Source organism: Verticiella alkaliphila (assembly GCF_018904615.1).
Taxonomy (GTDB): Bacteria; Pseudomonadota; Gammaproteobacteria; order Burkholderiales; family Burkholderiaceae_B; genus Verticiella; species Verticiella alkaliphila.
Genome location: NZ_JADCNH010000021.1, coordinates 38,752 through 59,171, shown reverse-complemented (window position 1 = coordinate 59,171; position 20,420 = coordinate 38,752). Strand labels below are relative to the sequence as shown.

20 protein-coding genes, 2 pseudogenes and 1 riboswitch are annotated in these 20,420 nt (G+C 67.6%); of the genes and pseudogenes, 13 read left to right on the top strand and 9 right to left on the bottom strand.

Annotation, left to right across the window (positions count from 1 at the left end):
- Positions 1-3: 3 nt before the first annotated feature.
- The 4 genes from IMZ29_RS14145 to IMZ29_RS14130 all read right to left on the bottom strand — a co-directional run bounded on the left by IMZ29_RS14145 (position 4) and on the right by IMZ29_RS14130 (position 2,994).
- Positions 4-474, bottom strand: a complete 471-nt coding sequence (locus IMZ29_RS14145; protein ID WP_216185123.1) for a hypothetical protein — start codon at positions 472-474, stop codon at positions 4-6.
- A 67-nt stretch (positions 475-541) separates the two neighbouring features.
- Positions 542-1,516: a Bug family tripartite tricarboxylate transporter substrate binding protein gene (locus IMZ29_RS14140; protein ID WP_216185120.1), complete on the bottom strand. Its 975-nt coding sequence runs from the start codon at positions 1,514-1,516 to the stop codon at positions 542-544.
- 39 nt (positions 1,517-1,555) lie between these two features.
- Positions 1,556-1,834 carry a muconolactone Delta-isomerase gene (catC, locus tag IMZ29_RS14135; protein ID WP_216185117.1) on the bottom strand — a complete coding sequence of 93 codons (279 nt, stop codon included), beginning with the start codon at positions 1,832-1,834 and terminating at the stop codon, positions 1,556-1,558.
- Between the two features lie 14 nt (positions 1,835-1,848).
- Positions 1,849-2,994, bottom strand: a complete 1,146-nt coding sequence (locus tag IMZ29_RS14130) for a muconate/chloromuconate family cycloisomerase (protein ID WP_216185114.1) — start codon at positions 2,992-2,994, stop codon at positions 1,849-1,851.
- Positions 2,995-3,092: 98 nt separating this feature from the next.
- On the opposite strand from IMZ29_RS14130, the gene IMZ29_RS14125 reads away from it, so the two are divergent.
- From IMZ29_RS14125 to metF, 8 genes and pseudogenes are all read left to right on the top strand, one after another.
- Positions 3,093-3,989: a LysR family transcriptional regulator gene (locus IMZ29_RS14125; RefSeq protein WP_216185220.1), complete on the top strand. Its 897-nt coding sequence runs from the start codon at positions 3,093-3,095 to the stop codon at positions 3,987-3,989.
- Positions 3,990-4,013: 24 nt separating this feature from the next.
- Positions 4,014-4,967 (top strand): ATP-binding cassette domain-containing protein, encoded by a 954-nt coding sequence (locus tag IMZ29_RS14120; protein ID WP_216185111.1) that lies wholly within the window; start codon positions 4,014-4,016, stop codon positions 4,965-4,967.
- Positions 4,964-5,911 carry an ABC transporter permease gene (locus IMZ29_RS14115; protein WP_216185108.1) on the top strand — a complete coding sequence of 316 codons (948 nt, stop codon included), beginning with the start codon at positions 4,964-4,966 and terminating at the stop codon, positions 5,909-5,911. The genes IMZ29_RS14120 and IMZ29_RS14115 overlap by 4 nt, the downstream gene beginning before the upstream one ends.
- 23 nt (positions 5,912-5,934) lie before the next feature.
- Positions 5,935-6,273: a divalent-cation tolerance protein CutA gene (gene cutA / locus IMZ29_RS14110; protein WP_216185105.1), complete on the top strand. Its 339-nt coding sequence runs from the start codon at positions 5,935-5,937 to the stop codon at positions 6,271-6,273.
- 6 nt (positions 6,274-6,279) lie between these two features.
- A pseudogene (dsbD, locus tag IMZ29_RS22820) lies at positions 6,280-8,273 on the top strand (protein-disulfide reductase DsbD).
- A gap of 84 nt (positions 8,274-8,357) precedes the next feature.
- Positions 8,358-8,468: riboswitch (S-adenosyl-L-homocysteine riboswitch) on the top strand.
- 67 nt (positions 8,469-8,535) lie between these two features.
- Positions 8,536-9,954 carry an adenosylhomocysteinase gene (ahcY, locus tag IMZ29_RS14095; protein ID WP_216185100.1) on the top strand — a complete coding sequence of 473 codons (1,419 nt, stop codon included), beginning with the start codon at positions 8,536-8,538 and terminating at the stop codon, positions 9,952-9,954.
- A 51-nt stretch (positions 9,955-10,005) separates the two neighbouring features.
- Complete coding sequence (locus tag IMZ29_RS14090; protein WP_216185215.1) at positions 10,006-10,341, top strand: phage holin family protein; 336 nt, start codon at positions 10,006-10,008, stop codon at positions 10,339-10,341.
- Positions 10,342-10,469: 128 nt separating this feature from the next.
- Positions 10,470-11,315 (top strand): methylenetetrahydrofolate reductase [NAD(P)H], encoded by an 846-nt coding sequence (gene metF, locus IMZ29_RS14085; protein ID WP_216185097.1) that lies wholly within the window; start codon positions 10,470-10,472, stop codon positions 11,313-11,315.
- Between the two features lie 62 nt (positions 11,316-11,377).
- Here the strand turns inward: metF and IMZ29_RS14080 are convergent, their stop codons facing one another.
- The gene (locus IMZ29_RS14080) at positions 11,378-11,902 is read right to left on the bottom strand and encodes a 5-formyltetrahydrofolate cyclo-ligase (protein WP_253207132.1); all 525 of its coding nucleotides are present in this window, start codon (positions 11,900-11,902) and stop codon (positions 11,378-11,380) included.
- 95 nt (positions 11,903-11,997) lie between these two features.
- Here IMZ29_RS14080 and IMZ29_RS14075 point away from each other — a divergent pair, with 95 nt between their 5' ends.
- Complete coding sequence (locus IMZ29_RS14075; RefSeq protein WP_253207131.1) at positions 11,998-13,974, top strand: lytic transglycosylase domain-containing protein; 1,977 nt, start codon at positions 11,998-12,000, stop codon at positions 13,972-13,974.
- Positions 13,952-15,067: a tRNA nucleotidyltransferase/poly(A) polymerase-related protein gene (locus tag IMZ29_RS14070; protein WP_216185091.1), complete on the top strand. Its 1,116-nt coding sequence runs from the start codon at positions 13,952-13,954 to the stop codon at positions 15,065-15,067. Before IMZ29_RS14075 ends, IMZ29_RS14070 begins: the two co-directional genes overlap by 23 nt.
- Here IMZ29_RS14070 and coq7 read toward each other — a convergent pair.
- The gene (gene coq7 / locus IMZ29_RS14065; protein ID WP_216185088.1) at positions 15,055-15,720 is read right to left on the bottom strand and encodes a 2-polyprenyl-3-methyl-6-methoxy-1,4-benzoquinone monooxygenase; all 666 of its coding nucleotides are present in this window, start codon (positions 15,718-15,720) and stop codon (positions 15,055-15,057) included. The genes IMZ29_RS14070 and coq7 overlap by 13 nt on opposite strands.
- Before the next feature lie 325 nt (positions 15,721-16,045).
- Between coq7 and IMZ29_RS14060 the strand changes: the two genes are divergently transcribed.
- Positions 16,046-17,140, top strand: a complete 1,095-nt coding sequence (locus IMZ29_RS14060; RefSeq protein WP_216185085.1) for a porin — start codon at positions 16,046-16,048, stop codon at positions 17,138-17,140.
- 112 nt (positions 17,141-17,252) lie between these two features.
- Here the strand turns inward: IMZ29_RS14060 and IMZ29_RS14055 are convergent, their stop codons facing one another.
- The 3 genes from IMZ29_RS14055 to IMZ29_RS14045 form a co-directional block, all read right to left on the bottom strand.
- Positions 17,253-17,684, bottom strand: a complete 432-nt coding sequence (locus IMZ29_RS14055; RefSeq protein ID WP_216185082.1) for a hypothetical protein — start codon at positions 17,682-17,684, stop codon at positions 17,253-17,255.
- A 174-nt stretch (positions 17,685-17,858) separates the two neighbouring features.
- Positions 17,859-18,374 (bottom strand): BON domain-containing protein, encoded by a 516-nt coding sequence (locus IMZ29_RS14050; protein WP_216185079.1) that lies wholly within the window; start codon positions 18,372-18,374, stop codon positions 17,859-17,861.
- A 15-nt stretch (positions 18,375-18,389) separates the two neighbouring features.
- Complete coding sequence (locus IMZ29_RS14045) at positions 18,390-18,551, bottom strand: DUF1328 domain-containing protein (RefSeq protein WP_216185076.1); 162 nt, start codon at positions 18,549-18,551, stop codon at positions 18,390-18,392.
- A gap of 120 nt (positions 18,552-18,671) precedes the next feature.
- Here IMZ29_RS14045 and IMZ29_RS14040 point away from each other — a divergent pair.
- Together IMZ29_RS14040 and IMZ29_RS14035 are read left to right on the top strand one after the other, a co-directional pair.
- A pseudogene (locus tag IMZ29_RS14040) lies at positions 18,672-19,620 on the top strand (diacylglycerol/lipid kinase family protein).
- Positions 19,617-20,414 carry a metallophosphoesterase family protein gene (locus tag IMZ29_RS14035; protein ID WP_216185073.1) on the top strand — a complete coding sequence of 266 codons (798 nt, stop codon included), beginning with the start codon at positions 19,617-19,619 and terminating at the stop codon, positions 20,412-20,414. Before IMZ29_RS14040 ends, IMZ29_RS14035 begins: the two are co-directional and overlap by 4 nt.
- The last annotated feature ends 6 nt before the right edge of the window (positions 20,415-20,420 follow it).

The window sequence follows — 20,420 nt, the reverse complement described above, 5'->3', positions numbered from 1 at the left end:
GACTTAGACGTCGGCCTGCCAGCACAGGCCGGCAATCGCGCTGGCCGTGCCTTCCAGCGAGAGGGCGTGGCCGCGTGGCGACAGCGCCTCTGTCTGTAGCCAGCGCAAGGCGCTGAGAATGTCGGGAAAGTCCTGAAGCGGCCACTCGAGTGCCGGACGCAAGGCCGGGATGACGGCCTGCCAATCGAGAACGACGCGGGCAACGGCCCAGGGCTGGACGCTGCCTGTCGGTTGCGCGGCCAGCCAGGTGGCCACGTCATCCATGCTGCCGATCTGCTGCGCGGCATCCTGATCCACGTAGACTTGCAGCGCCGCGAAGGGCGTTCCCGCCTGCAGCAAGGCGCGCCAGACCGCCTGAGCGGCTTCGGTGGATTCCGCATCCGCCGGGCCGATCGTCACGGCGAGAAGCACAGGGAGACGCGAGACGTCGGTGACGACCATGGCGGCGGACAGGTGAGGAGGGAAAGCGCTCACAGTACTCGAATTCCGGGGCTGGCGATGCGCCGCCCCGGGGGTTCGATCCGCGTCGCCGCCAACCGCCTTACATCGCCTTGATGCCGCGCTCGGCGACGATCGTCTTCCACTGCGCCGTCTCCTCGGCGAGGTGATCACGCAAGGCGTCGGGCGTGCTGCCGATGCGCTCGGCGCCGATGGACGCGAGCGTCTCCTGCACGCGCGGCTCCTCGAGCGCCTTCATCATGGCGGCGTGCAGCGTGTCCAGCACAGGTTGCGGCGTGCCTGCGGGGGCAAAGACGCCGAACCAGGGCGAGAGGTTGTAGCCGGGCAGGCCGCTCTCGGCCACGGTGGGCAGATTCGGCATCGCGCTGGAGCGCTTCTCAGTGGTCACCGCGATCGCGTTGAGGCGGCCGGCATCCACGTGCGGCTTGGCCGACGTGATGCTGTCGAACATGTAGTCCACCTGGCCGCCCAGCAGATCTGCCACCGCGGGGCCGCTGCCCTTGTAGGGCACGTGCAGCATGTCCACGCCGCTCATAGAGACGAAGAGTTCGCCCGCGAGGTGGATGGACGTGCCCACGCCGGCCGAGGCGTAGGTGTAGTGACCGGGCTTCTGCTTGGCGAGGTCGATGACTTCCTGCACGGTCTTGGCCGGCGAGCGTTGCGGATTGGCGACCAGGATGTTGGGCACGATCGCCAGCAGCGAGATCGGAGCGAACGACTGGATCGGGTCGTAGGTGAGGTTGCTGTAGAGCGCCGGATTCACCGCCATGCCGTTGGCCGCGATCATGATGGTGTGGCCATCGGCCGGCGCGCCGGCCGCGTAGGCCGCGCCGATGTTGCCACCCGCGCCGGAACGGTTCTCCACCACCACCGGCTGGCCCAGGGTGCGCGAGACCGACTCGCTCATGGTGCGCGCGATCACGTCCATCGCGCCACCGGGCGGGAAGGGCACGACCCAGCGCAGCGGCTGGCTCGGGAAATCCGCTGCCAGCACGGGTGCGGCCGCGCTGAGGCCGGCGGCGAGGGCAAGGAGGGCAAAGGAACGGCGGGTCATCATGGTGTCTCTCGTATCGTTATCGGGAAGGGCGTTTGTGGCTCAGGCAATGGCCGAGGGGTGACGCGCGAGCGGGGTCACATGGATCTTCATGTACGGAAAGAGCGGCAGCCCGGAGAGCAGCGTGTGCAGCTCGTCGTTGGACGCCACATCGAAGACGCTGTAGTTGGCGTATTCACCCACCACGCGATAAATGTGCGGCCATTTGCCCGAGCGCTGCAGGGCTTGGGAGTAATCCTTCTCGGCAGCCTTGATGGCGTCGGCTTCGGCCTTGGGCAGGGTGGTGGGGATGTTCACATCCATGCGAACCAGGAACAGCATGTCGATCTCCTCGGTCAGCGCGCGGCGGGCGCGGTGCCCTTGTCGCGGCGGTAGTGGGCGAGCTTGTCTTCGTCCAGCGTGAGCCCCAGGCCCGGGCCTTGCGGCAACTCCAGGCAGAACTCGCGATACACCGGGCGTTCGGTGACGATGTCTTCCGTGAGCAGCAGCGGGCCGAAGAGCTCCGTGCCCCAGGCCAGCCGGGGCAGGGTGCTGAAGGCGTGGGCCGCGGCGATGCTGCCCACGCTGCCTTCGAGCAGCGTGCCGCCATACAAGGCCATGCCGGCGGCGTCGGCCACGAAGGCGGTGCGCAAGACGGCGTACGGCCCGCCGGATTTGGCGATCTTCAAGGCCGCGACATCGGCGGCGCCGCGGCAGCCAAGGTCGAAGGCGTCCTGCGGCGTGCACAGCGCCTCGTCGGCCATGATCGGCACCACGAATCGGGCGGCCAGGCGAGCGAGGCCCGCGCGATCGTCGCGGGGCAGGGGCTGCTCGATGAGGTCCACGCCGGCGGCTTCGAGATTGGCGATGGCGCGGGCCGCGTCGGCTTCGTTCCAGGCCTGGTTCACGTCCACCGTCACGCGGGCGCGATCGCCCAGCGCCGTCTTGATGCGGGTGACGTGGCGCACGTCGTCGGCAATCGCGCGCCGGCCGATCTTGAGCTTGAAGGTGTCGTGCCGGCGCTCGGCGAGAAGCTGCTCGGCTTCCGCGATGTCGCGCTCGGTGTCGCCGCTCGCGAGCGTCCACAGCGTGGGCAGGCGCGTGCGCACGGCACCGCCCAGCAAGGTGGCGAGGGAGACGTCCAGTCGGCGCGCCTGCGCATCGAGCAGCGCGGTCTCGAGGGCCGACTTGGCGCAACGATTGCCCCTCGCGCCCGCCTCCAGGCGCTGCATGGCGGCGTGCACGTTGCTCGCATCCTGGCCGATCAGCAAGGGCGCAAGATAGGTGTCGATGGCGAGCTTCATGCCCTCGGGGCTTTCGTCGCCGTAGGCCAGCCCGCCGATGGTCGTGGCTTCGCCAATGCCCTCGATGCCGTCATCGGCCAGCAGACGCACAATGACCAGCGTCTGCCGGTGCATGACCGTCATGGCCAACTGGTGGGCCCGGATGGTGGGCAGGTCCACCAGGATGGCCTCGATGGCAGTGATGCGAACAGGCGTCATACTCGGCTCGAAGGTAAACGTCAGATACGCGCAGTATGTCGTTGTCCCAACCTAGGGTCCAAGACTATATTCGCAGGGTTTCATACCTGGAGGGTATGGTGGAACTCCGTCATCTGCGCTACTTCCAGGCCGTCGCCCAGGAGCTCAACATCACGCGCGCGGCCGAGCGTCTGCACATGGCGCAGCCGCCGCTGAGCCGGCAGATGCGACAACTCGAAGACGAGCTGGGGGTGACGCTTTTCGACCGCTCCCAGCGCGCGCTGCGCCTGACCGAGGCCGGCCGGTTCTTTCTCGAGCACTCACTGCAGCTCACGGCGCGGCTCGACGAGCTCGTGGCGGGCACGCGCCGGCTGGGCGAGAGTGGGCAGCGCTGGTTCGGCGTGGGCTTTGTGCCATCCACGCTGTATGGCTTCGTGCCGGACCTCATCCGGGAACTGCGCCAGGGCCAGGATGACGTGCAGGTCGGCCTTGCCGAGATGACCACCATGCAGCAGGTGCAGGCGCTCAAGGACGGGCGTATCGACATCGGTGTCGGGCGGATCGTGATCCAGGATGCGGCGGTGGCGCAGCGCATCGTCATGACCGAGCCCCTGGTGGTGGCGGTGCCGGTGGGCTCGCCCCTGGCGGCGCAGCCGCATCTCACCGCCGTCCAGGTGGCTGCCGAGCCCTTCATCCTGTATCCCGCCCGGCCTCGCCCCAGCTATGCGGATCACGTGGCCGGCCTGTTCCGCGCTGCCGGGCACGGGCTGGACGTGGTGCATGAGGCGAACGAGTTGCAGACGGCGCTCGGGCTGGTGGCGGCGGGATTGGGGCTCACCCTCGTGCCTGCATCGGCGCAGCGACTGCATCGGGCCGATGTCGCCTACGTGCCACTCGATGCCCCGGGCTTCGTGTCTCCAGTGATCCTGAGCCATCGGCGTGACGACGGCTCGTCGTTCCTCGCCCAGACCATCGAGATTGCCATGGCGCTGGCCGCGGCGCGCGAGCGCGAGTGAGGGCCGGCCCGGTAGAATGCTCCGATGAGCGCATCCCTGGCCCCCGCCCCCGCTGGCTCGCCGTCGGCCCTGACCGTCGAGCGTCTGTACAAGCGTTATGGCGAGAAGGTCATCGTCGATGGCCTGTCCTTCGTGATTCGGCCGGGCGAGTGCTATGGGCTGCTCGGGCCCAACGGGGCAGGCAAGACGACGACGCTGCGCGCGCTGCTCGGCCTCACCCCCTTCGATGGTGGCCGTATCGACGTATTGGGCCACGCCATCCCCGTGCAGGCCCAGGCCGCGCGCGCCCGGGTGGGCGTGGTGCCCCAGCTCGACAGCCTGGATCCGGATTTCACCGTCGAGGAGAATCTTCTCGTCTTCGGGCGCTACTTCGGAATGTCCAGCGCCCAGGTGCGCGCACGCATCCCTGAGCTGCTCGATTTCGCCGCCCTGTCGGCCAAGCGGCATGCGCGCATCAACGAACTCTCCGGCGGCATGAAGCGCCGATTGACGCTGGCGCGCGCCATGGTCAACGATCCGGATCTGATCGTGCTCGACGAGCCCACCACCGGCCTGGATCCGCAGGCGCGCCACCTGGTGTGGGAACGCCTGCGGGCGCTGCTGGCCCGCGGCAAGACGATTCTGCTGACCACGCACTTCATGGACGAGGCCGAGCGCCTGTGCAACCGTCTGGGCGTGATCGATCACGGCCGCATGATGGTCGAGGGCCCACCGCGCGCGCTGATCGCGCAGCACCTCGAGCCCATGGTGGTGGAAGTCTATGGCGACGGCATGCAGGCGTGGCTGGATGCCCATCGCGCCGCCTTGCCCGGCCGCATCGAGGTCAGCGGCGAGACGGCCTTCTGTTATGTCGAGCACGCCGAGCCCGTGGTGCGTACGCTGGCGGGCCGCGATGACGTGCACTATCTACAGCGCCCGGCCAATCTGGAGGACTTGTTCCTTCGCCTGACCGGTCGTGGCATGCGGGAGGAAGGATGAACGCGCCCACGGATCGCAAGGCTCTGGCTGCCGAGGACGGCGCCGAGCGCCATGACCCGCAGGCAGCGTCGACGCTGTCGACCTCGCCGCAGGACAGGATCGCCGCTGCAGGCGCCTCGGTGCCGCCATCGGACGTCGCGGGCGCGCCTTCTCCGTCGCCGCGTCGCGGCGACTGGCGCTGGCCCGCGCCCAGCTGGCTCGTTGTCGCCGTCTTCCGGCGCAACTTCCTGGTCTGGCGCAAGACGGCCGGCACCACGGTGCTGGGCGACGTCCTCGATCCGATGATCGTGCTTCTGGCGCTGGGCTACGGCCTGGGCCGGCTCTTGCCCGCCATCGACGGCGTGCCGTACATCACGTTTCTCGCGGCAGGCTCGATCTGCATGGGCGCGCTGTATGGCGCCACCTTCGAGGCCACGTACAGCGCGTTCTCGCGATTGCAGGTGCAGCGCACCTGGGAGGGCATGCTCAACACGCCCCTCTCGCTGGACGACGTGCTCTGGGCCGAGGTGCTGTGGGCCGCGGCCAAGGCTTTCAAGAGTGGCGTGGCGATACTGATCGTGGTGGCGCTCTTCGACATCTCGCGCGCGCCCACGCTGCTCGCGATTCCGCTCGTGCTGGCCGTGGCAGGCATCACCTTCGCCGCCCTGGCGATGGTCGTCACCACGGTGGCGCGTGGGTACGATTTCTTCATGTATTACTTCACGCTGGGCGTGACGCCCATGGTGTTCCTCTCTGGCGTGTTCTTTCCGGTAGCCGAGCTGCCGGCTGCCGTGACGGCGGTGATGCAGTGGCTGCCGCTGTCGCCGGCCATCCAGCTGATCCGGCCCCTGGTGCTGGGCGAGATCCCGGCAGGTGCCGGCTGGCTCGTGCTGCAGCTGCTGGTGACGGCGGCGCTCGCCATCTGGCTGGCCGGCGGATTGATCCGCCGGCGCCTGCTGCGCTGAGGCCGCGAAGAATGGATGCGAGGATGAGCATGCAGAATGACGTGATTCTGGTCGTGAGCAACGCGCCGGACCTGCTGGTGGCCAAGCGGATTGCCCACGAGCTGCTGGAAGCAGGCCTCGCGGCCTGCGTGAACCTTGGCCCGCCCATGCTGTCCATGTACCGCTGGCAGGGCGTCATCGAAGGCGCCGAGGAAGTCCCGCTGCTGATCAAGACCACGCGCGCCCAGGAAGCCGCCTTGCTCGAGATGCTCGTCACCTTGCATCCCTACGAGGTTCCGGAGGCGGTGGTCGTTCCGGTCGAGGGCGGGCTGCCGGCCTATCTTGAATGGGTGCGCGCCGAGACGGGCACCCCTTTGCACTGAGTGTCCATGGTGTTCGTGTCGCCTGCCCGCCGCTTGCCGCGGGGTTCCTCCTTCACGTCCTGGTTGGCCCTGGCCTGGCTGGGGCTCGTGCTGTGCCTGGCCGCCTCGCGTGCCTGGGCCCTGTCCGAAGACGATTTCCTGCCGCCGGACGAGGCCTTTCGGATCAGCGCCCAGATGGTCGCACCCGATGTGGTGGAGGTGTCCTGGCGCATCGCACCGGCGTATTACCTCTATCACGACCAGATCGGCTTCTCGACCGATCCGCCGCAGGCGGGTGTGCTGGGCGAGCCCCAGATCCCGCGCGGACGGTGATCTACGACCAAGTCTTTGAAAAGGACCTGGAGACACACCGCGACGCGGTTGCCGTGCGCGTGCCGCTGCAAGGGCAGCCCCAGGCGATCACCTTGCTCGCGACAAGCCAGGGCTGCGCCGACGCCGGCCTGTGCTACCCGCCGCAGACCCAGCGCGTGGCCTTGTCGGTGGAGGACGGGGCCTGGGCGGCGCAGGCTGATGCGCCGCCGGCGTCCGGCGGCTGGCTGGCCTTGCTGGGCGCAAACGACGTGGGTCTCGCCGATGCGCTTGCCACGTCCAGCCTGTGGCAGACGGCTGGGGTGTTCTTCCTCCTCGGTGTGCTGCTCTCGCTCACGCCGTGCGTGCTGCCGATGCTGCCGATTCTGTCGTCGATTCTGGTGGGCGATGCCCAGCGCCAGGGCCAGCGTGAGCCACGCCGGCTGCGCGGGCTGGGGCTCGCGGCAACTTATGTGTTGGGCATGTCGCTGGTCTACACGGCGGCCGGCGTCGCCGCCGGGCTCACCGGTGCCAGCCTGGCGGCCGCCCTGCAGACGCCATGGGTGTTGAGCGTGTTCGCGCTCTTGCTGGTGGTGCTGGCGCTGGGCATGTTCGGCGCTTTCACGTTCCAGGTGCCGGCGAGCTGGCAGGCGCGGGCCTCGGGTTGGGCCAACCGCATGCCGGGCGGACGCTTCACGGGCGCCTTCGGCATGGGGGCGGTGTCGGCCCTCATCGTCGGGCCTTGCGTGGCAGCACCGCTGGCCGGCGCACTCCTGTACATCTCGCAGACGAGCGATGTCGTGCTGGGGGCGGTGGCGTTGTTCGCGCTCGCCTGGGGCATGGGCGTGACGCTGCTCATCGCCGGGCTGTCCGCCGGCACGCTACTGCCGCGTGCCGGCCCCTGGATGGAGGGCGTCAATCGCCTCTTCGGCATGCTGCTGCTGGCCGTGGCCTGGTGGATGTTGCTGCCCGTGCTGCCGATGTGGCTGCAGATGGCGGGTTGGGCAGTGCTCGCGTTGTTCGCCGCGAGCCTGCTGCGCGCATTCGACGCCTTGCCACGCGAGGCGGGCACGGCAGCCAGGCTGGGCAAGGGGCTGGGCTGGGTCTTCGCCGTGATCGGCGTGGTGCAGGCCGTGGGTGTGGCCAGCGGTGGCCGCGATCCGTTGCAGCCGCTCGCGCATCTGGCCGCGTCGCGCACCGCACCCGTGGCAGCACCGATTGCCGCGCCGTCTGCCGTGCCGGGCACGCGGGGGCCGGCCGTGTCGGATTGGCTCGCGCCAGGCGGCGCAGTCGGTGCGTCAGCGTCGGCGGCGGGCGGCGCGGTGCAGGGCGCCGCTGCGCACCCGACCTTCCAACGAGTGAATTCGGTCGCCGAGCTCGACGCCGTGATCGCGGCCAATCGCGGCCGGCCCGTCATGCTGGATTTCTACGCCGACTGGTGCGTGTCCTGCAAGGAGATGGAGCGCTTCACCTTCACCGACCCCGGCGTGGCCGCGCGGATGGGCCAGCTAGTGCTGGTGCAGGCAGACGTCACCGCCAACAATGGCGATCATCGTGCGCTTCTCAAGCGCTTCCGGCTCTTCGGCCCGCCCGGCATCATCTTCTTCGATGCGCAGGGCCGCGAGCAACGCCACACGCGGGTGATCGGTTTTCAGAACGCGCGCCGCTTCACGACGGTGCTGGATCAGGTGCTCGCCACCGGGCTGCGCTGAATCCTGCCGCCGTGGCAAGCGGCCCCCTGGGCGGCGCGGGAGAAGACGTGCCGCCCGCCCGGATTCCCCGCTACAATGCTCAGGTTTTCCGAGGAGCGTTGCGACGGGGTTCCCCCGCCAGGCTCGGATCCCCCGGCAGTGACGGCGTCTTCGCGGCGCGCACGCACCGGGCTGTGGCAACCGCGCTCGTTCATCTATGCATTCGCGAGGTGGGCGGGCCATGGGGCATGCCTGCGCGTGGATGCAGGTTCAAGGAGCCCCCATGAACGCTGTTACCGACACCGGCACGCAAGCCGATTACCGCATCACCGACATTTCCCTGGCCGAGTGGGGCCGCCGCGAGATCGCCATCGCGGAAACCGAAATGCCCGGCCTCATGGCCATCCGCGAAGAGTACGCTGCCGCCCAGCCGCTGAAGGGCGCGCGCATCGCGGGCAGCCTGCACATGACCATCCAGACCGCCGTGCTGATCGAGACGCTGAAGGCGCTTGGCGCGGACGTGCGCTGGGCCTCGTGCAACATCTTCTCGACGCAGGATCACGCTGCTGCGGCCATCGCCGCCAGCGGCACGCCGGTGTTCGCCGTCAAGGGCGAAACGCTGGAAGACTACTGGAACTACACGCACCAGATCTTCGAATGGCCGGGTGAGCAGGCCAACATGATCCTGGACGACGGCGGCGACGCCACGCTGCTGCTGCACCTGGGCGCGCGTGCCGAATCCGACGCCAGCCTGCTGGAGAATCCGGGCAGCGAAGAAGAGACCTTCCTCTTCGCCTCGATCAAGGCCACGCTCGCCCGTGACCCGAAGTGGTATTCCACCCGTCTGGCCCAGATCCAGGGCGTGACCGAAGAGACCACCACGGGCGTGCATCGCCTGTACCAGATGTCGCAAAAGGGCGAGCTCGCGTTTGCCGCCATCAACGTCAACGACTCGGTCACCAAGTCCAAGTTCGACAACCTCTACGGCTGCCGTGAGTCGCTGGTCGACGGCATCAAGCGCGCCACCGACGTCATGGTCGCGGGCAAGGTCGCCGTGGTCGTGGGCTATGGCGACGTGGGCAAGGGCTGCGCCCAGGCCCTCGGCGCGCTGCGTGCCCAGGTGTGGGTCACCGAAGTCGATCCCATCTGCGCGCTGCAGGCCGCGATGGAAGGCTACAAGGTCGTGACGATGGAATACGCCGCCGACAAGGCCGACATCTTCGTCACCGCCACCGGCAACTACCACGTCATCACGCACGATCACATGAAGGCCATGAAGGACGAGGCCATCGTGTGCAACATCGGTCACTTCGACAACGAGATCGACGTCGCCTCGCTGAACGACTACACCTGGGAAGAGATCAAGCCCCAGGTCGACCACATCATCTTCCCCGATGGCAAGCGCATCATCCTGCTCGCGCAAGGCCGTCTGGTGAACCTGGGCTGCGCCACCGGCCACCCGTCGTTCGTGATGTCCTCGTCGTTCGCCAATCAGACGATCGCCCAGATCGAGCTCTTCACGCGCAACGAGGCCTACACGAAGGGTCAGGTATATGTCTTGCCTAAGCGCCTGGACGAGAAGGTAGCGAGGCTGCATCTGAAGAAGCTGGGTGTGCAGCTCACGACGTTGAGCGACGCGCAGGCCAGCTACATCGGGGTGCCGCAGGAAGGGCCGTTCAAGCCCGACCACTATCGCTACTAAGGTTTGTTGTTCACGGCCCCACCGGGGCCTTTACCTTGGGGAATCACCATGTTGTCGCTGCTTCTGGTCTGGTTGTTGAATTCGGTGGCGTTGCTCGTCGTGGCCTACATCCTGCCCGGCGTTGCCGTGGCCAGCTTCGGCTCGGCGATGATCGCGGCGTTGGTGATCGGCTTGCTCAACATGTTGGTCAAGCCGATCCTGGTATTCCTGACGCTGCCCATCACCATTCTTACCCTCGGCCTGTTCCTGCTGGTGCTCAATGCCCTGCTGTTCTGGTTGGCGGGTTCGGTGCTCTCAGGCTTCAAGGTGAACGGCTTCTGGTGGGCCGTGATCGGCGCCTTGCTCTATAGCCTCATCTCCGGCCTGCTGACTTCGTTGATCGGCTGAGGCCGTCGCCGCGCACGGTGCTCTGGAGCTACCGTGCGCCGTGGCCGCGCCCGGCATGCCGGGCGCGTGCAGACTCCGGGGCGGGGCGGCTTCATGCCGTCCCGCCCCGTCTTTCATCGATTGCCGCCATGACTTCCTCCTCCACCGCCCTGAGCCTGGAGTTCTTCCCGCCGCGTGATACGGCCGCCCAGGAGCGCCTCGTGCGCGCGGCCGAGCAGTGCGCGAGCCTCTCCCCGACCTACGTGAGCGTCACCTTCGGTGCCGGCGGCTCCACGCGTGAAGGCACGCTGCAGGCCGTGCGTCTGCTGCAGGGCCTGGGCTTCGATGCGGCGCCGCATTTGTCCTGCGTGGGCGCCACGCGCGAGCACCTGCGCGATCTGCTTACGGTGTATCGCGAACAAGGCGTTCGCCGGCTCGTCGCGCTGCGTGGCGATCTGCCCTCCGGCATGGGCGGCGTGGCCGGCGAGCTGCGCTACGCCCGCGATCTGGTGGCCTTCGTGCGCCAGGAAACGGGCGACTGGTTCCACATCGAAGTGGCTGCCTATCCCGAGACGCATCCGCAGGCCACGAACCCCGAGGCCGATCTCGGCCACTTCGTCGAGAAGATGCAGGCGGGGGCCAACGCGGCGATCACGCAGTACTTCTTCAATCCCGACGCGTACTTCGATTTCGTCGAGCGCGCCCGGGCCAGGGGCGTGACCGCGCCTATCGTGCCGGGCGTCATGCCCATCACCAACTACAGCCAGCTGCAGCGCTTCTCCGACATGTGCGGCGCCGAGATCCCGCGCTGGATCCGGCTGCGTCTGGCGGGCTTTGGCGACGACCGCGCGAGCATTCGCGACTTCGGCGCCGAGGTCGTGACGTCCCTGTGCGAGAAGCTCATCGCCGGCGGGGCGCCCGGGCTGCACTTCTACACGTTGAACAGCGCCGATGCCGTGCGCACGGTGTGCGATCGCCTGGGCGTGGCGAAGTAAAACCCGTCTGCCGGCCCGGGCGATCCCGGGTCCGCGCGGCCGCTCCCCGCGGCCGCCGTCTGTCAGCGGGCCGGATGCCAGCCCGTCTCGTCCACCACGGCATCCATGGCCATGTCGTGCGCGGCGAACGGGTACTCGCCCGGCGCGAGGCGGCTTGCTCTCCAGGCAATCCCGATGGTTCGCACGGCATGGCCGGCCTCGCGCCAGGCCGCCAGCGTGCGGTCGTAGTAGCCGCCACCGTAGCCCACGCGTTCGCCTTGCAAGGTATAGCCCAGCATGGGGACGAGCACGATATCCGGCAGACAGGCCGGCCCGGGCGCGGGCTCGGCGATGCCATAGGCACCGGTGCGCATCGGTGCCTCCGGGGTCCAGGCCAGGAACTGCAGGGGCGCCGCACGCTCGGCCACGGTGGGCAAGGTCACGATCACGCCGCTTTGCGCCCAGTGCGTGAGGAGTGGGCGCAGGTCCGGCTCGCCGCCTAATGGCCAGAAGCCGGCCACGGCGCGCCCGGCCAAGGGGCCTGCGAGACCATGGGCAAGATGACCGCGAATCGCCGCACTTGCCGCGACGATCTGTTCAGCAGGCATCGCCCGGCGTGCCTCACGCAAGCGTTGCCGCACCGCTGCTGCGGTATCCTGTAGCGCCTGGCGGCTCGCGCTCGAATCCTTTCCGTCCATTGCCAATGCCATTGTTCCGCACCCGAATTCCGCATCGTATCCTGGGCGCCGTCATGGCGGCATCGGCACTCGCTGCCGCCGCCCCGGTGCAGGCCCAGACCTCCACGACCTCGATCGACGCGCAGACCAGCGCCGTCGTCGCCGCGCGCCGGCTGGCCGACGCACGCCAGTGGGACAAGCTCGAGGCGGCGTTGCCCGCGGCGAGCAAGGGCGTGCTGGGCGCCTATCCCGAGTACTGGTGGCTGCGCCAGCAGATCGCGGCCTCGCGCACGCTGCCCATGCCGGCGATCACGCGCTTTCTCACTCAGCACCAGGGCACCTACCTGGAGCAGCGTGTGCGCGCCGATGGCATCCTCGCCGCGGCCCGCACGGGCGACTTCCCCAGCGTGCGGCGCCTCGCTGACGGCATCATCGTGACCAACGCGCAGACGGACTGTGCCATTCTGCACGCCCGTCATGCAGGGGGTGCCAAGGTGTCGGCTGCGGACGCCGTGGCAGTGTTCGCGCCAGGCTCGGCCTGCTGGAATCTGTACGATACGCTGGTCACCGAGAACATCATCCAGTTCGATGACCTGTCGCGCCAGTTGCGTGAGGCCGTGGACGTCGACAACCTCGATGTGTCGCGCCGCTTCGTGCGCTACATGATGGATGGCGAGCAGCAGAAGGCCTTCGGCGCCCTGTGGAACGATCCCATGCCGTGGCTGCGTCGCCAGGAGCAGGGCAACCTCTCCCAGCGCGATCGCGAGCTGGCCGTGACGGCGCTGGCGCGTCTGGCGCGCAAGGACATGCTGCCCGGCTACCGGTACTTCCGGGACACCTGGGTGAAGCGCCTGCCACCGCAGGACGCCGCCTGGGTGCAGTCGCACTTCGCGTTGCTGGCCTCGCTGCGGCAGAACGACATTGCGCAGGACTGGTACCGCGAGACAGACGGCACTCGTCTGGGTGAGTACAGCGGTGAGTGGCGGGTGCGCTCGGCGCTGCGCCACGACCCGGTCGACTGGCGCTGGGTGCTGCGCACCATCGAGCAACTGCCACCGGGGCTGCCGGACGATACCGTCTGGGTGTATTGGCGGGCCCGGGCGCACGAAGCGCTGGGGCGCGGCGACGAGGCCCGGGCGCTCTATCGCAGCATCGCGCGCGAGCACAATTATTATGGGCAGCTTGCCGCCGAAGAGCTGGGCACGCTCACGAGCATCCCGCCCAAGGCCACGCCCACGCAGAAGGACATGGCCGAGGCGCGTGCCAACCCGGGATTGCAGCGCGCCCTGACGCTCTTCGCGCTGAACTGGCGCTCGGAGGCGGTGCCCGAGTGGAACTATGCGCTGCGGGGCATGAGCGACCGTCAACTGATTGCGGCGGCGGCGCTGGCCGAGGAGGCGCACCTCTACGATCGCGTGGTCAACACGGCCGAACGCACGCGCGAAGAGCACAACTTCGCCCAACGCTTTCTCGCGCCGTTCCAGGGGCAGGTCACGGCCAAGGCCCGCGCCATCGGCCTGGACCCGGCCTGGGTGTATGGCCTCATCCGCCAGGAGTCGCGCTTCGTCCTCGTGGCGCGTTCGGGCGTTGGCGCTTCCGGGCTCATGCAATTGATGCCGGCCACGGCGCGCTGGGTGGCCAACCGGATCGGCATGACGGATTTTCAGCCGTCGCGCGTGAACGATTTCGACGTCAACACGACGCTGGGCACCAATTACCTGAACATCGTGCTGCAGGATCTGCAGGGCTCGCAGCTCCTCGCCTCGGCCGGCTACAACGCCGGTCCCGGGCGTCCTCACAACTGGCGCTCAACGTATCGGGGCCCGGTCGAAGGCGCGATCTTCGCCGAGACGATTCCGTTCGCCGAGACGCGCAAGTACGTCCAGGCCGTGCTCTCCAACGCCACTTACTACACGGCACTTTTCACGGGCGAGCCGCAATCGCTCAAGGCCCGGCTGGGCACCGTGGTGCCGCAGGCCAATGAAACCACCAGCATCCCCTGAGGCGGCCGTCGGCGCCGATCCGGCCGTCGCCGGTCTGCAGGTCTTCGTGGTGGGCGGTGCCGTGCGCGATCGCCTGCTCGGCCTGCCCGCGGGCGATCAGGACTGGGTCGTGGTGGGGGCGAGCCCCGAAGACATGACCGAGCGCGGCTTCACGCCCGTGGGCGGGGATTTCCCCGTCTTCCTGCACCCGCTCACGAAGGAGGAGTACGCCCTTGCCCGCACCGAGCGCAAGTCCGGCCGCGGCTATCGGGGCTTCGTCTTTCACGCGGGCCCGGACGTCACGCTCGAGGAAGACCTGCAGCGGCGGGATCTCACCGTCAACGCCATCGCTCAGCGCCCGGACGGCAGTCTTGTTGATCCCTGGGGCGGCCAGCGCGATCTTGCGCAGCGGGTGCTCCGCCATGTGAGCGAGGCCTTCGGCGAGGATCCCGTGCGTATCCTGCGGCTGGCCCGCTTTGCGGCGCGCTTCGACGACTTCCGGGTGGCTCCCGAGACGCTGGCGCTGTGCCGGCAGATGGTGGCCGAGGGCGAGGCAGACGCCCTGGTGCCCGAACGCGTCTGGCGGGAAGTGTCGCGCGGCCTGATGCAGGATCATCCGTCGCGGCTGGTGAGCGTGCTGGAAGAGAGTGGGGCGCTGGCGCGAGTGGCGCCAGCCTGGCATCCGCCGGGCGACATGGGCGTGCGGCTGGACGACGCGGCGCGACGCGCGTTGCCGCTCGCTTCGCGCTATGCGCTGGCGTGCGTGAATGCGACCGATGCGGCGGCGCTGCATGCGCGGTTGAAGGTGCCCACGGAATGTGCGGATGCTGCGCGCTTGCTGCCGCTATTGCGTGAAGGCTTGCAGGCGCAGACGCCGGATGCGGTGCTCACCGTGATCGAACGCTGCGATGGCTTGCGCAAGCCGGAGCGCTTCGAGGCCTTGCTTGCGGCGGCCGACGTGTGCGAGCCCGTGGACATCGTCGCATGGCAGCGCTGGCTGGGGCTGGCCCGGGACGTGGATGCCGGGGCGGCGGCGCGCACGGCGAACGGGCCTGCCGATATCCGCCGTGCCGTGCGCGAGGCGCGGCTGGCGGCGCTATCTCACAGCCAATAGGCCGTGGTGGTCATCACCTTGGACATGCCGCGCATGGCGACACGCACGGGCGCGGGCAGCGGCACGCCACCATGGGCTTCGGCGCGCTCGCGATGGCCGGCTTCGTCGGTGGCCATCTGTTCGACGATGCGACGCGAGCGCGTATCGGCTTCCGGCAGCTTGCGCAGGTGGCTCTCCAGGTGCTCGCCGACCTGCTTCTCCGTTTCGGCCATGAAGCCCAGGTTATAGGGCTGACCGGCGCGACCGGCGACCACGCCCAGGGCTAGCGAGCCCGCATACCACAGCGGATTGAGCAGGCTCGGGCGGCTGTCCAGCTCCCGAAGCCGGTCATTGAGCCAGGCGAGGTGATCGACTTCCTCGGCAGCGGCTTCATTCAGGATGGCGCGTGTGCCGGGATCCGGGCAGACGGCCGCCTGCCCGCGATACAAGGCCTGGGCGCAGATCTCGCCGACGTGATTGACACGCATGAGACCCGCCGCATGGCGCTTGTCGGCCACCGACAGGGGCGGTGCATCGGTCACGGTCTCGGCGGGGTTGCGCCGGGCGGCGGGTGCCACGCCGCTCAACACCTGCAGGGCGCGATTGGCTTCGGACAGCACGGCGTCGAGCAGGCTGGGGCGGCGCAGGCGGGCGGGCAGGGGCGTGGGCAACATGGCAGGGTTCCGACAGGCAGACAAGGGGCCGGTGAGACGCGCATTCCGGGTGGCGGCAGTGTAGCAGCGGCGTTCCTTCATCTAGGCGGGCGCTGGGCTGACGAAGGTGCGGATCGGAGCCGGCGATACGTGTAACCCCGAAGCGTCATGTTGCAGCTTTCCAACATCAGGGGCCCCTGATCGGGTTTCCCCCCGAATTTCTAGCGTTAACCCTCGAACTTTGATGAAATACAACTCAGCTTCCTTACGGGAAGTCCGGGGCCGGCCGGCGCGCAGTATCTGCAGTACTGGCACAGTGGCTTCTCTCAATCGACTGGAGATTTGAATGAAAAAGACTCTTTTGGCTGCGGCCCTGCTGGCGGGTTTCGCTGGCGTCGCGCAAGCGCAAAGCTCTGTCACCCTCTACGGTATCGTTGACGTCGGCGTCGGCGCGAAGAAGGTTGAAGGCCAAAGCACCGCCTACGGCATGCAGAGCGGCGTCCAGTCCGGCTCGCGCTGGGGTATGCGTGGTACGGAAGACCTGGGTAACGGCCTGCGCGCCAACTTCCAACTGGAAAGCGGCTTCAACGTCGGCAACGGCACCAGCCAGCAAGGCGGCCGTCTGTTCGGTCGCGCTGCCTGGGGTGGTCTGTCGGGCAACTGGGGTGAAGTTCGCCTTGGCCGCCAAGTGACGGCTTCGTCCGACTTCTTCGCCTTCACCGACCCCTTCGGCACCGGCTTCCAACAAGCTGGCGCTGGCTCGTCGTTCAACGGCAACAGCACGAACCGTGCTGACAACACGATCGCCTACCTGTCGCCCGACGTCGGTGGTTTCCGTGTCGCCGCTGGCTACAGCTTCAACTACGATGGCGGCGCTGCCACCACCGACAACAGCAACCGTCTGGTGAGCGCTGCCGTGAAGTGGGCCAACGGTCCGTTCGGCATCGCCGGTACGTACGAGCGTGCTTACCTGGGCGACGCTACCGCCTGGAACGCTGCCCAAGGTGGCAACGATCCGTACAACTTCCAAGTTGGCGGTACCTGGGACTTCAACGTGGTCAAGGCCTACGCTGCCTACTCGCGCATGAAGCACGGCTACACGAACATCGGCCAAGGCGACGCCTTCACCGGCACCGGCTTCATCGCCAACACCGGCACGATCCGCAACTTCCCGGATGGCAAGGTCAACGCCTACCTGGTCGGCCTGAGCGTTCCCCTGGGCCAAGCCTCGGTGTTCGGTTCCTGGCAGCGTACGGATCCGAAGGGTGGCACGTTTGACGCCATCGACGCCGCCAAGCAAAACATCTACAGCGTGGGCGCCACGTACGACCTGTCCAAGCGCACCAACCTGTACGCGTACTACTCGTACGCCGACAAGGCCTGGTACGACCGCAACTTCGACGCGCAACAATACGCCGTCGGCCTGCGTCACCGCTTCTAATCAACGCTGCGCGGCTCTGCCGCGCTTTGTTGAGCAGTCGAGAAAACAGCCCGGTTCGCCGGGCTGTTTTTTTGTGATCTATTGATGGCCAGTCACTGCCGCCAAACACGATTCAGGCGGCCGGATGCCGGCCGGTCATGTCCGCCTGTAATTGCCGCAAGCGTTCGCGCATCCTCTCTTCCTCTGCAGTCGGTCGCAAGAAGGCTCGCAGGTAGGCGGCTGCGACGACAGCCGCGCTCAGGCAGAGCAAGCCCATGAACCCACGGGTCAGCAAAGCAATCCAATAGCCACTCTCATTCGGCATCAATCGATGGCAATGGAGGGTGGAGAGTCTCGGGCAATCGAGGATGAACCCTTGTGTGATCGGGCCATAGACGAGGCTGGCAATCCATAGGGTCGTCGCTGTCGAGATCACGATCACGGTTATCAACATCCAGCGAATCGGTGCCCGTCGCTCTCGCGTTTGGCGAATACTCAGGTCGAGCGCCTGTTTCTGGGCTGCGTAGGCGAGTTGCAGTGATGTGGCGTCACGGTCGGTTGTCATGCGCTGAGGCGAGGCAGGTCGTTGAGCACGAGTATAGCCACCAGGACTACGCCGCACGCTGCGTGGACCTTCGTTGCGCCGTCCTGGGCTTGACAGCGTTCCCCGTGAAGCATGAAGGCCTCTTGGAGAGGTCTTCATGCTGTCCGCTATTGTCCGTGCCTGGCGGAAATCCGCTCAGCGGCGTTTGATCTGCAAGCGATTGTCCACCGAGCGCACGTCGGCAACGTCGCGGGCCAGGCGCTCGGCCGTGGCGCGTTGCTCCGGTGTGTCGACGGCGCCTTCCAGACGCACCACGCGGTCGCGCGTCGTGACGTTCATATCCAGAGCCTTGACGTCGCCATTGGCGACCATCGCTGCCTTGACCTTCGAAGTGATGAACGCATCGCTGCTGTAATTGCCGACCGCGTCTGCGCCGTCCTTCACGTTCTCACGAACTCGCGCCGTGCCTTCCTTTACATCTTGGCGCACGCGTTCCGTGAAGGTGGGCTTGGGCTCGGCAGAAGCGGCAGCCTGCGCAGGCACGTCCCACGCGGCAGCGCTTACCGCAAGGATCAACGCAATGAGGGGCGGTGCCACCCACCGTGCACCACCATCGGGAGACGTGGGCGTGGCGTGGGTGCGCCGTGAATCGATTGCCTTCGGCGAGGGATCGAGTTCGGCCTGAGCCGGGCGATGAGACGTGTCGCGCATGGTGAACTCCAGGATCTAGCGCCGGAAGATGCCGCTGATGAGCGACAGCACGGCCAATACGAGGAAGATGAAGAAAAGAATCTGGGCAATGCTCGCAGCGCCCGCGGCCAGACCGCCAAAGCCGAAGATGGCGGCAATGATGGCAATGACGAAGAAGATGACGGCATAACGCAGCATGGCGCGGCCCTCCGGGGTGGTGTGATGCGGGGGCAGAGCAATCTGCGTGCCGCTGCGGCTTGCTGGGCACTGCGCTTGCTTTGGCCCTGGCGCGCCAGCGCTGGCGCACTGGGAGCCAACATGAATCTCACCGGGACCGAGACGTTCTTCATCGTGATGAACGCAGGGTCGGGCAGGAATGCCGTCGAAGACAAACAGCAGGCCATCGATGCGGCCATGCGCGAAGCGGGGCGTCGCTACGAGATCACGGCCGTGCCAGGTGGTGAGCTCACGTCGGCGGTCGCCGATGTCGTCGCAAAGGCCCGAGAAGCCAAGGGCGTCGTGGTGGCGTGCGGCGGCGATGGCACGTTGAGCGCCGTGGCGGGGCAGGTCTGGGAGAGCGGTCTGCCGTTCGGCATCCTGCCTCAGGGCACGTTCAACTATGTCGGACGAACGTTCGGCATTCCCGCCGACATCCCGGCGGCCACACGCATCCTGCTGGGTGCGCACATCGAGCCGGTGCAGGTCGGCCAGCTCAACGATCACGTCTTTCTCGTCAACGCGAGCGTGGGCCTGTACCCCGAGTTGCTCGAAGATCGCGAGGCATACAAGAAGCGCTATGGGCGCAGCCGACTCGTGGCGCTCTGGTCAGGGCTCGTGACCCTGCTGCGCGATCACCGCGAGCTCACCTTGCGGCTCACGTTCGAGGGCAAGGAGCGCGTGATGCGCACGCACGCTGGTGGTGGGCAACAACGCCTTGCAGCTCGAGCAGATCGGCGTCGATGGCACGCCGCTCACGCAGGGCGAACTCGTGGCCATGATGGCGCGGCCGGTCGGTACGCTGGAAATGTACTGGCTGCTGCTGCGCGGCGCATTCAGTTCCCTGGGCGATGCGGATCAGGTTCGCACCTTCGGCTTTGACCGGCTGAACGTGCGGGTGGGCGAGCGCCGGTGGGAGCGGCGCCGGGTGAAGGTGGCCATGGATGGCGAGATCATGCATCTCACGACGCCGCTCACCTTCCAGGTGGCGCCCAAGCCGCTGCAGCTGCTGGTGCCGCCGGATTATGAGCGTGTGCGGGAGCGGGCATGACGCGGGTGCTGCAAATCTCCGATCCCCATTTCGGCACCGAAACCGCCGACGTGGTGGACGCCTTGCTGGCCTTTGCGCGGGATTGTGCGCCCCAGGCCATCGTGCTGTCGGGCGACGTCACGCAGCGGGCGCGCCGTGGACAGTTCGCGGCAGCCCAGGCCTTCCTGGAACGCCTGCCCGCGCCGGTGATTGCGGTGCCCGGCAACCACGATATCCCGCTCTTCAATCTCTGGGCACGCTGGCGTCATCCCTACCGAAATTACCGTCGGGTTTTCGGTGACTCGCTGGAGCCTGAGCTGGAGACACCGGAGCTGCTCGTGATCGGTGTGAATTCGACGCGGCCGGCGCGGCACAAGGATGGGCAGATCGACGAGGAGCAGGTGCAGCGGGTGGCCGAACGCCTGACCCGCGCGCACGCGCGACAGCTGCGCATCGTCATGCTGCACCATCCCGTACGGGCCTGGCTGGAGGACGACCGCGAGAACGTCGTGCACGGTCGGCAGGCCGCCGTGGCGGCCTGGTCGGCGGCAGGGGCCGACCTCGTGCTGGGCGGCCACATCCATCTGCCCTACATCCTGCCGATTGGCGTGGGAGACCCGCAGCGGACGTGGGCCGTCCAGGCGGGAACGGCGGTATCGCACCGCGTACGCGGGGATGTGCCGAACTCAGTCAATCTCATCACGTACGATGCCTCGACCCGGCACTGCGTGGTCGAGCGCTGGGATCATGGTGCCGAAGGCTTTGGCTGCTTTCAACGCACGGCGGTGGCGTTGATGGGGGCGCACGAGAGCTGATCGCCC

Bases quoted from the DNA above. Each gene is read 5' to 3' on its own strand.
- IMZ29_RS14055 (WP_216185082.1), bottom strand. From the start codon at position 17,684: ATGACAACCGACCGTGACGCCACATCACTGCAACTCGCCTACGCAGCC.
- IMZ29_RS14035 (WP_216185073.1), top strand. From the start codon at position 19,617: ATGACGCGGGTGCTGCAAATCTCCGATCCCCATTTCGGCACCGAAACC.
- coq7 (WP_216185088.1), bottom strand. From the start codon at position 15,720: ATGTTGCCCACGCCCCTGCCCGCCCGCCTGCGCCGCCCCAGCCTGCTC.
- IMZ29_RS14075 (WP_253207131.1), top strand. From the start codon at position 11,998: ATGCCATTGTTCCGCACCCGAATTCCGCATCGTATCCTGGGCGCCGTC.
- catC (WP_216185117.1), bottom strand. From the start codon at position 1,834: ATGCTGTTCCTGGTTCGCATGGATGTGAACATCCCCACCACCCTGCCC.
- IMZ29_RS14070 (WP_216185091.1), top strand. From the start codon at position 13,952: ATGAAACCACCAGCATCCCCTGAGGCGGCCGTCGGCGCCGATCCGGCC.
- IMZ29_RS14050 (WP_216185079.1), bottom strand. From the start codon at position 18,374: ATGCGCGACACGTCTCATCGCCCGGCTCAGGCCGAACTCGATCCCTCG.
- metF (WP_216185097.1), top strand. From the start codon at position 10,470: ATGACTTCCTCCTCCACCGCCCTGAGCCTGGAGTTCTTCCCGCCGCGT.
- IMZ29_RS14080 (WP_253207132.1), bottom strand. From the start codon at position 11,902: ATGCCTGCTGAACAGATCGTCGCGGCAAGTGCGGCGATTCGCGGTCAT.
- ahcY (WP_216185100.1), top strand. From the start codon at position 8,536: ATGAACGCTGTTACCGACACCGGCACGCAAGCCGATTACCGCATCACC.
- IMZ29_RS14060 (WP_216185085.1), top strand. From the start codon at position 16,046: ATGAAAAAGACTCTTTTGGCTGCGGCCCTGCTGGCGGGTTTCGCTGGC.
- IMZ29_RS14045 (WP_216185076.1), bottom strand. From the start codon at position 18,551: ATGCTGCGTTATGCCGTCATCTTCTTCGTCATTGCCATCATTGCCGCC.
- IMZ29_RS14130 (WP_216185114.1), bottom strand. From the start codon at position 2,994: ATGACGCCTGTTCGCATCACTGCCATCGAGGCCATCCTGGTGGACCTG.
- IMZ29_RS14120 (WP_216185111.1), top strand. From the start codon at position 4,014: ATGAGCGCATCCCTGGCCCCCGCCCCCGCTGGCTCGCCGTCGGCCCTG.
- IMZ29_RS14140 (WP_216185120.1), bottom strand. From the start codon at position 1,516: ATGATGACCCGCCGTTCCTTTGCCCTCCTTGCCCTCGCCGCCGGCCTC.
- cutA (WP_216185105.1), top strand. From the start codon at position 5,935: ATGAGCATGCAGAATGACGTGATTCTGGTCGTGAGCAACGCGCCGGAC.
- IMZ29_RS14115 (WP_216185108.1), top strand. From the start codon at position 4,964: ATGAACGCGCCCACGGATCGCAAGGCTCTGGCTGCCGAGGACGGCGCC.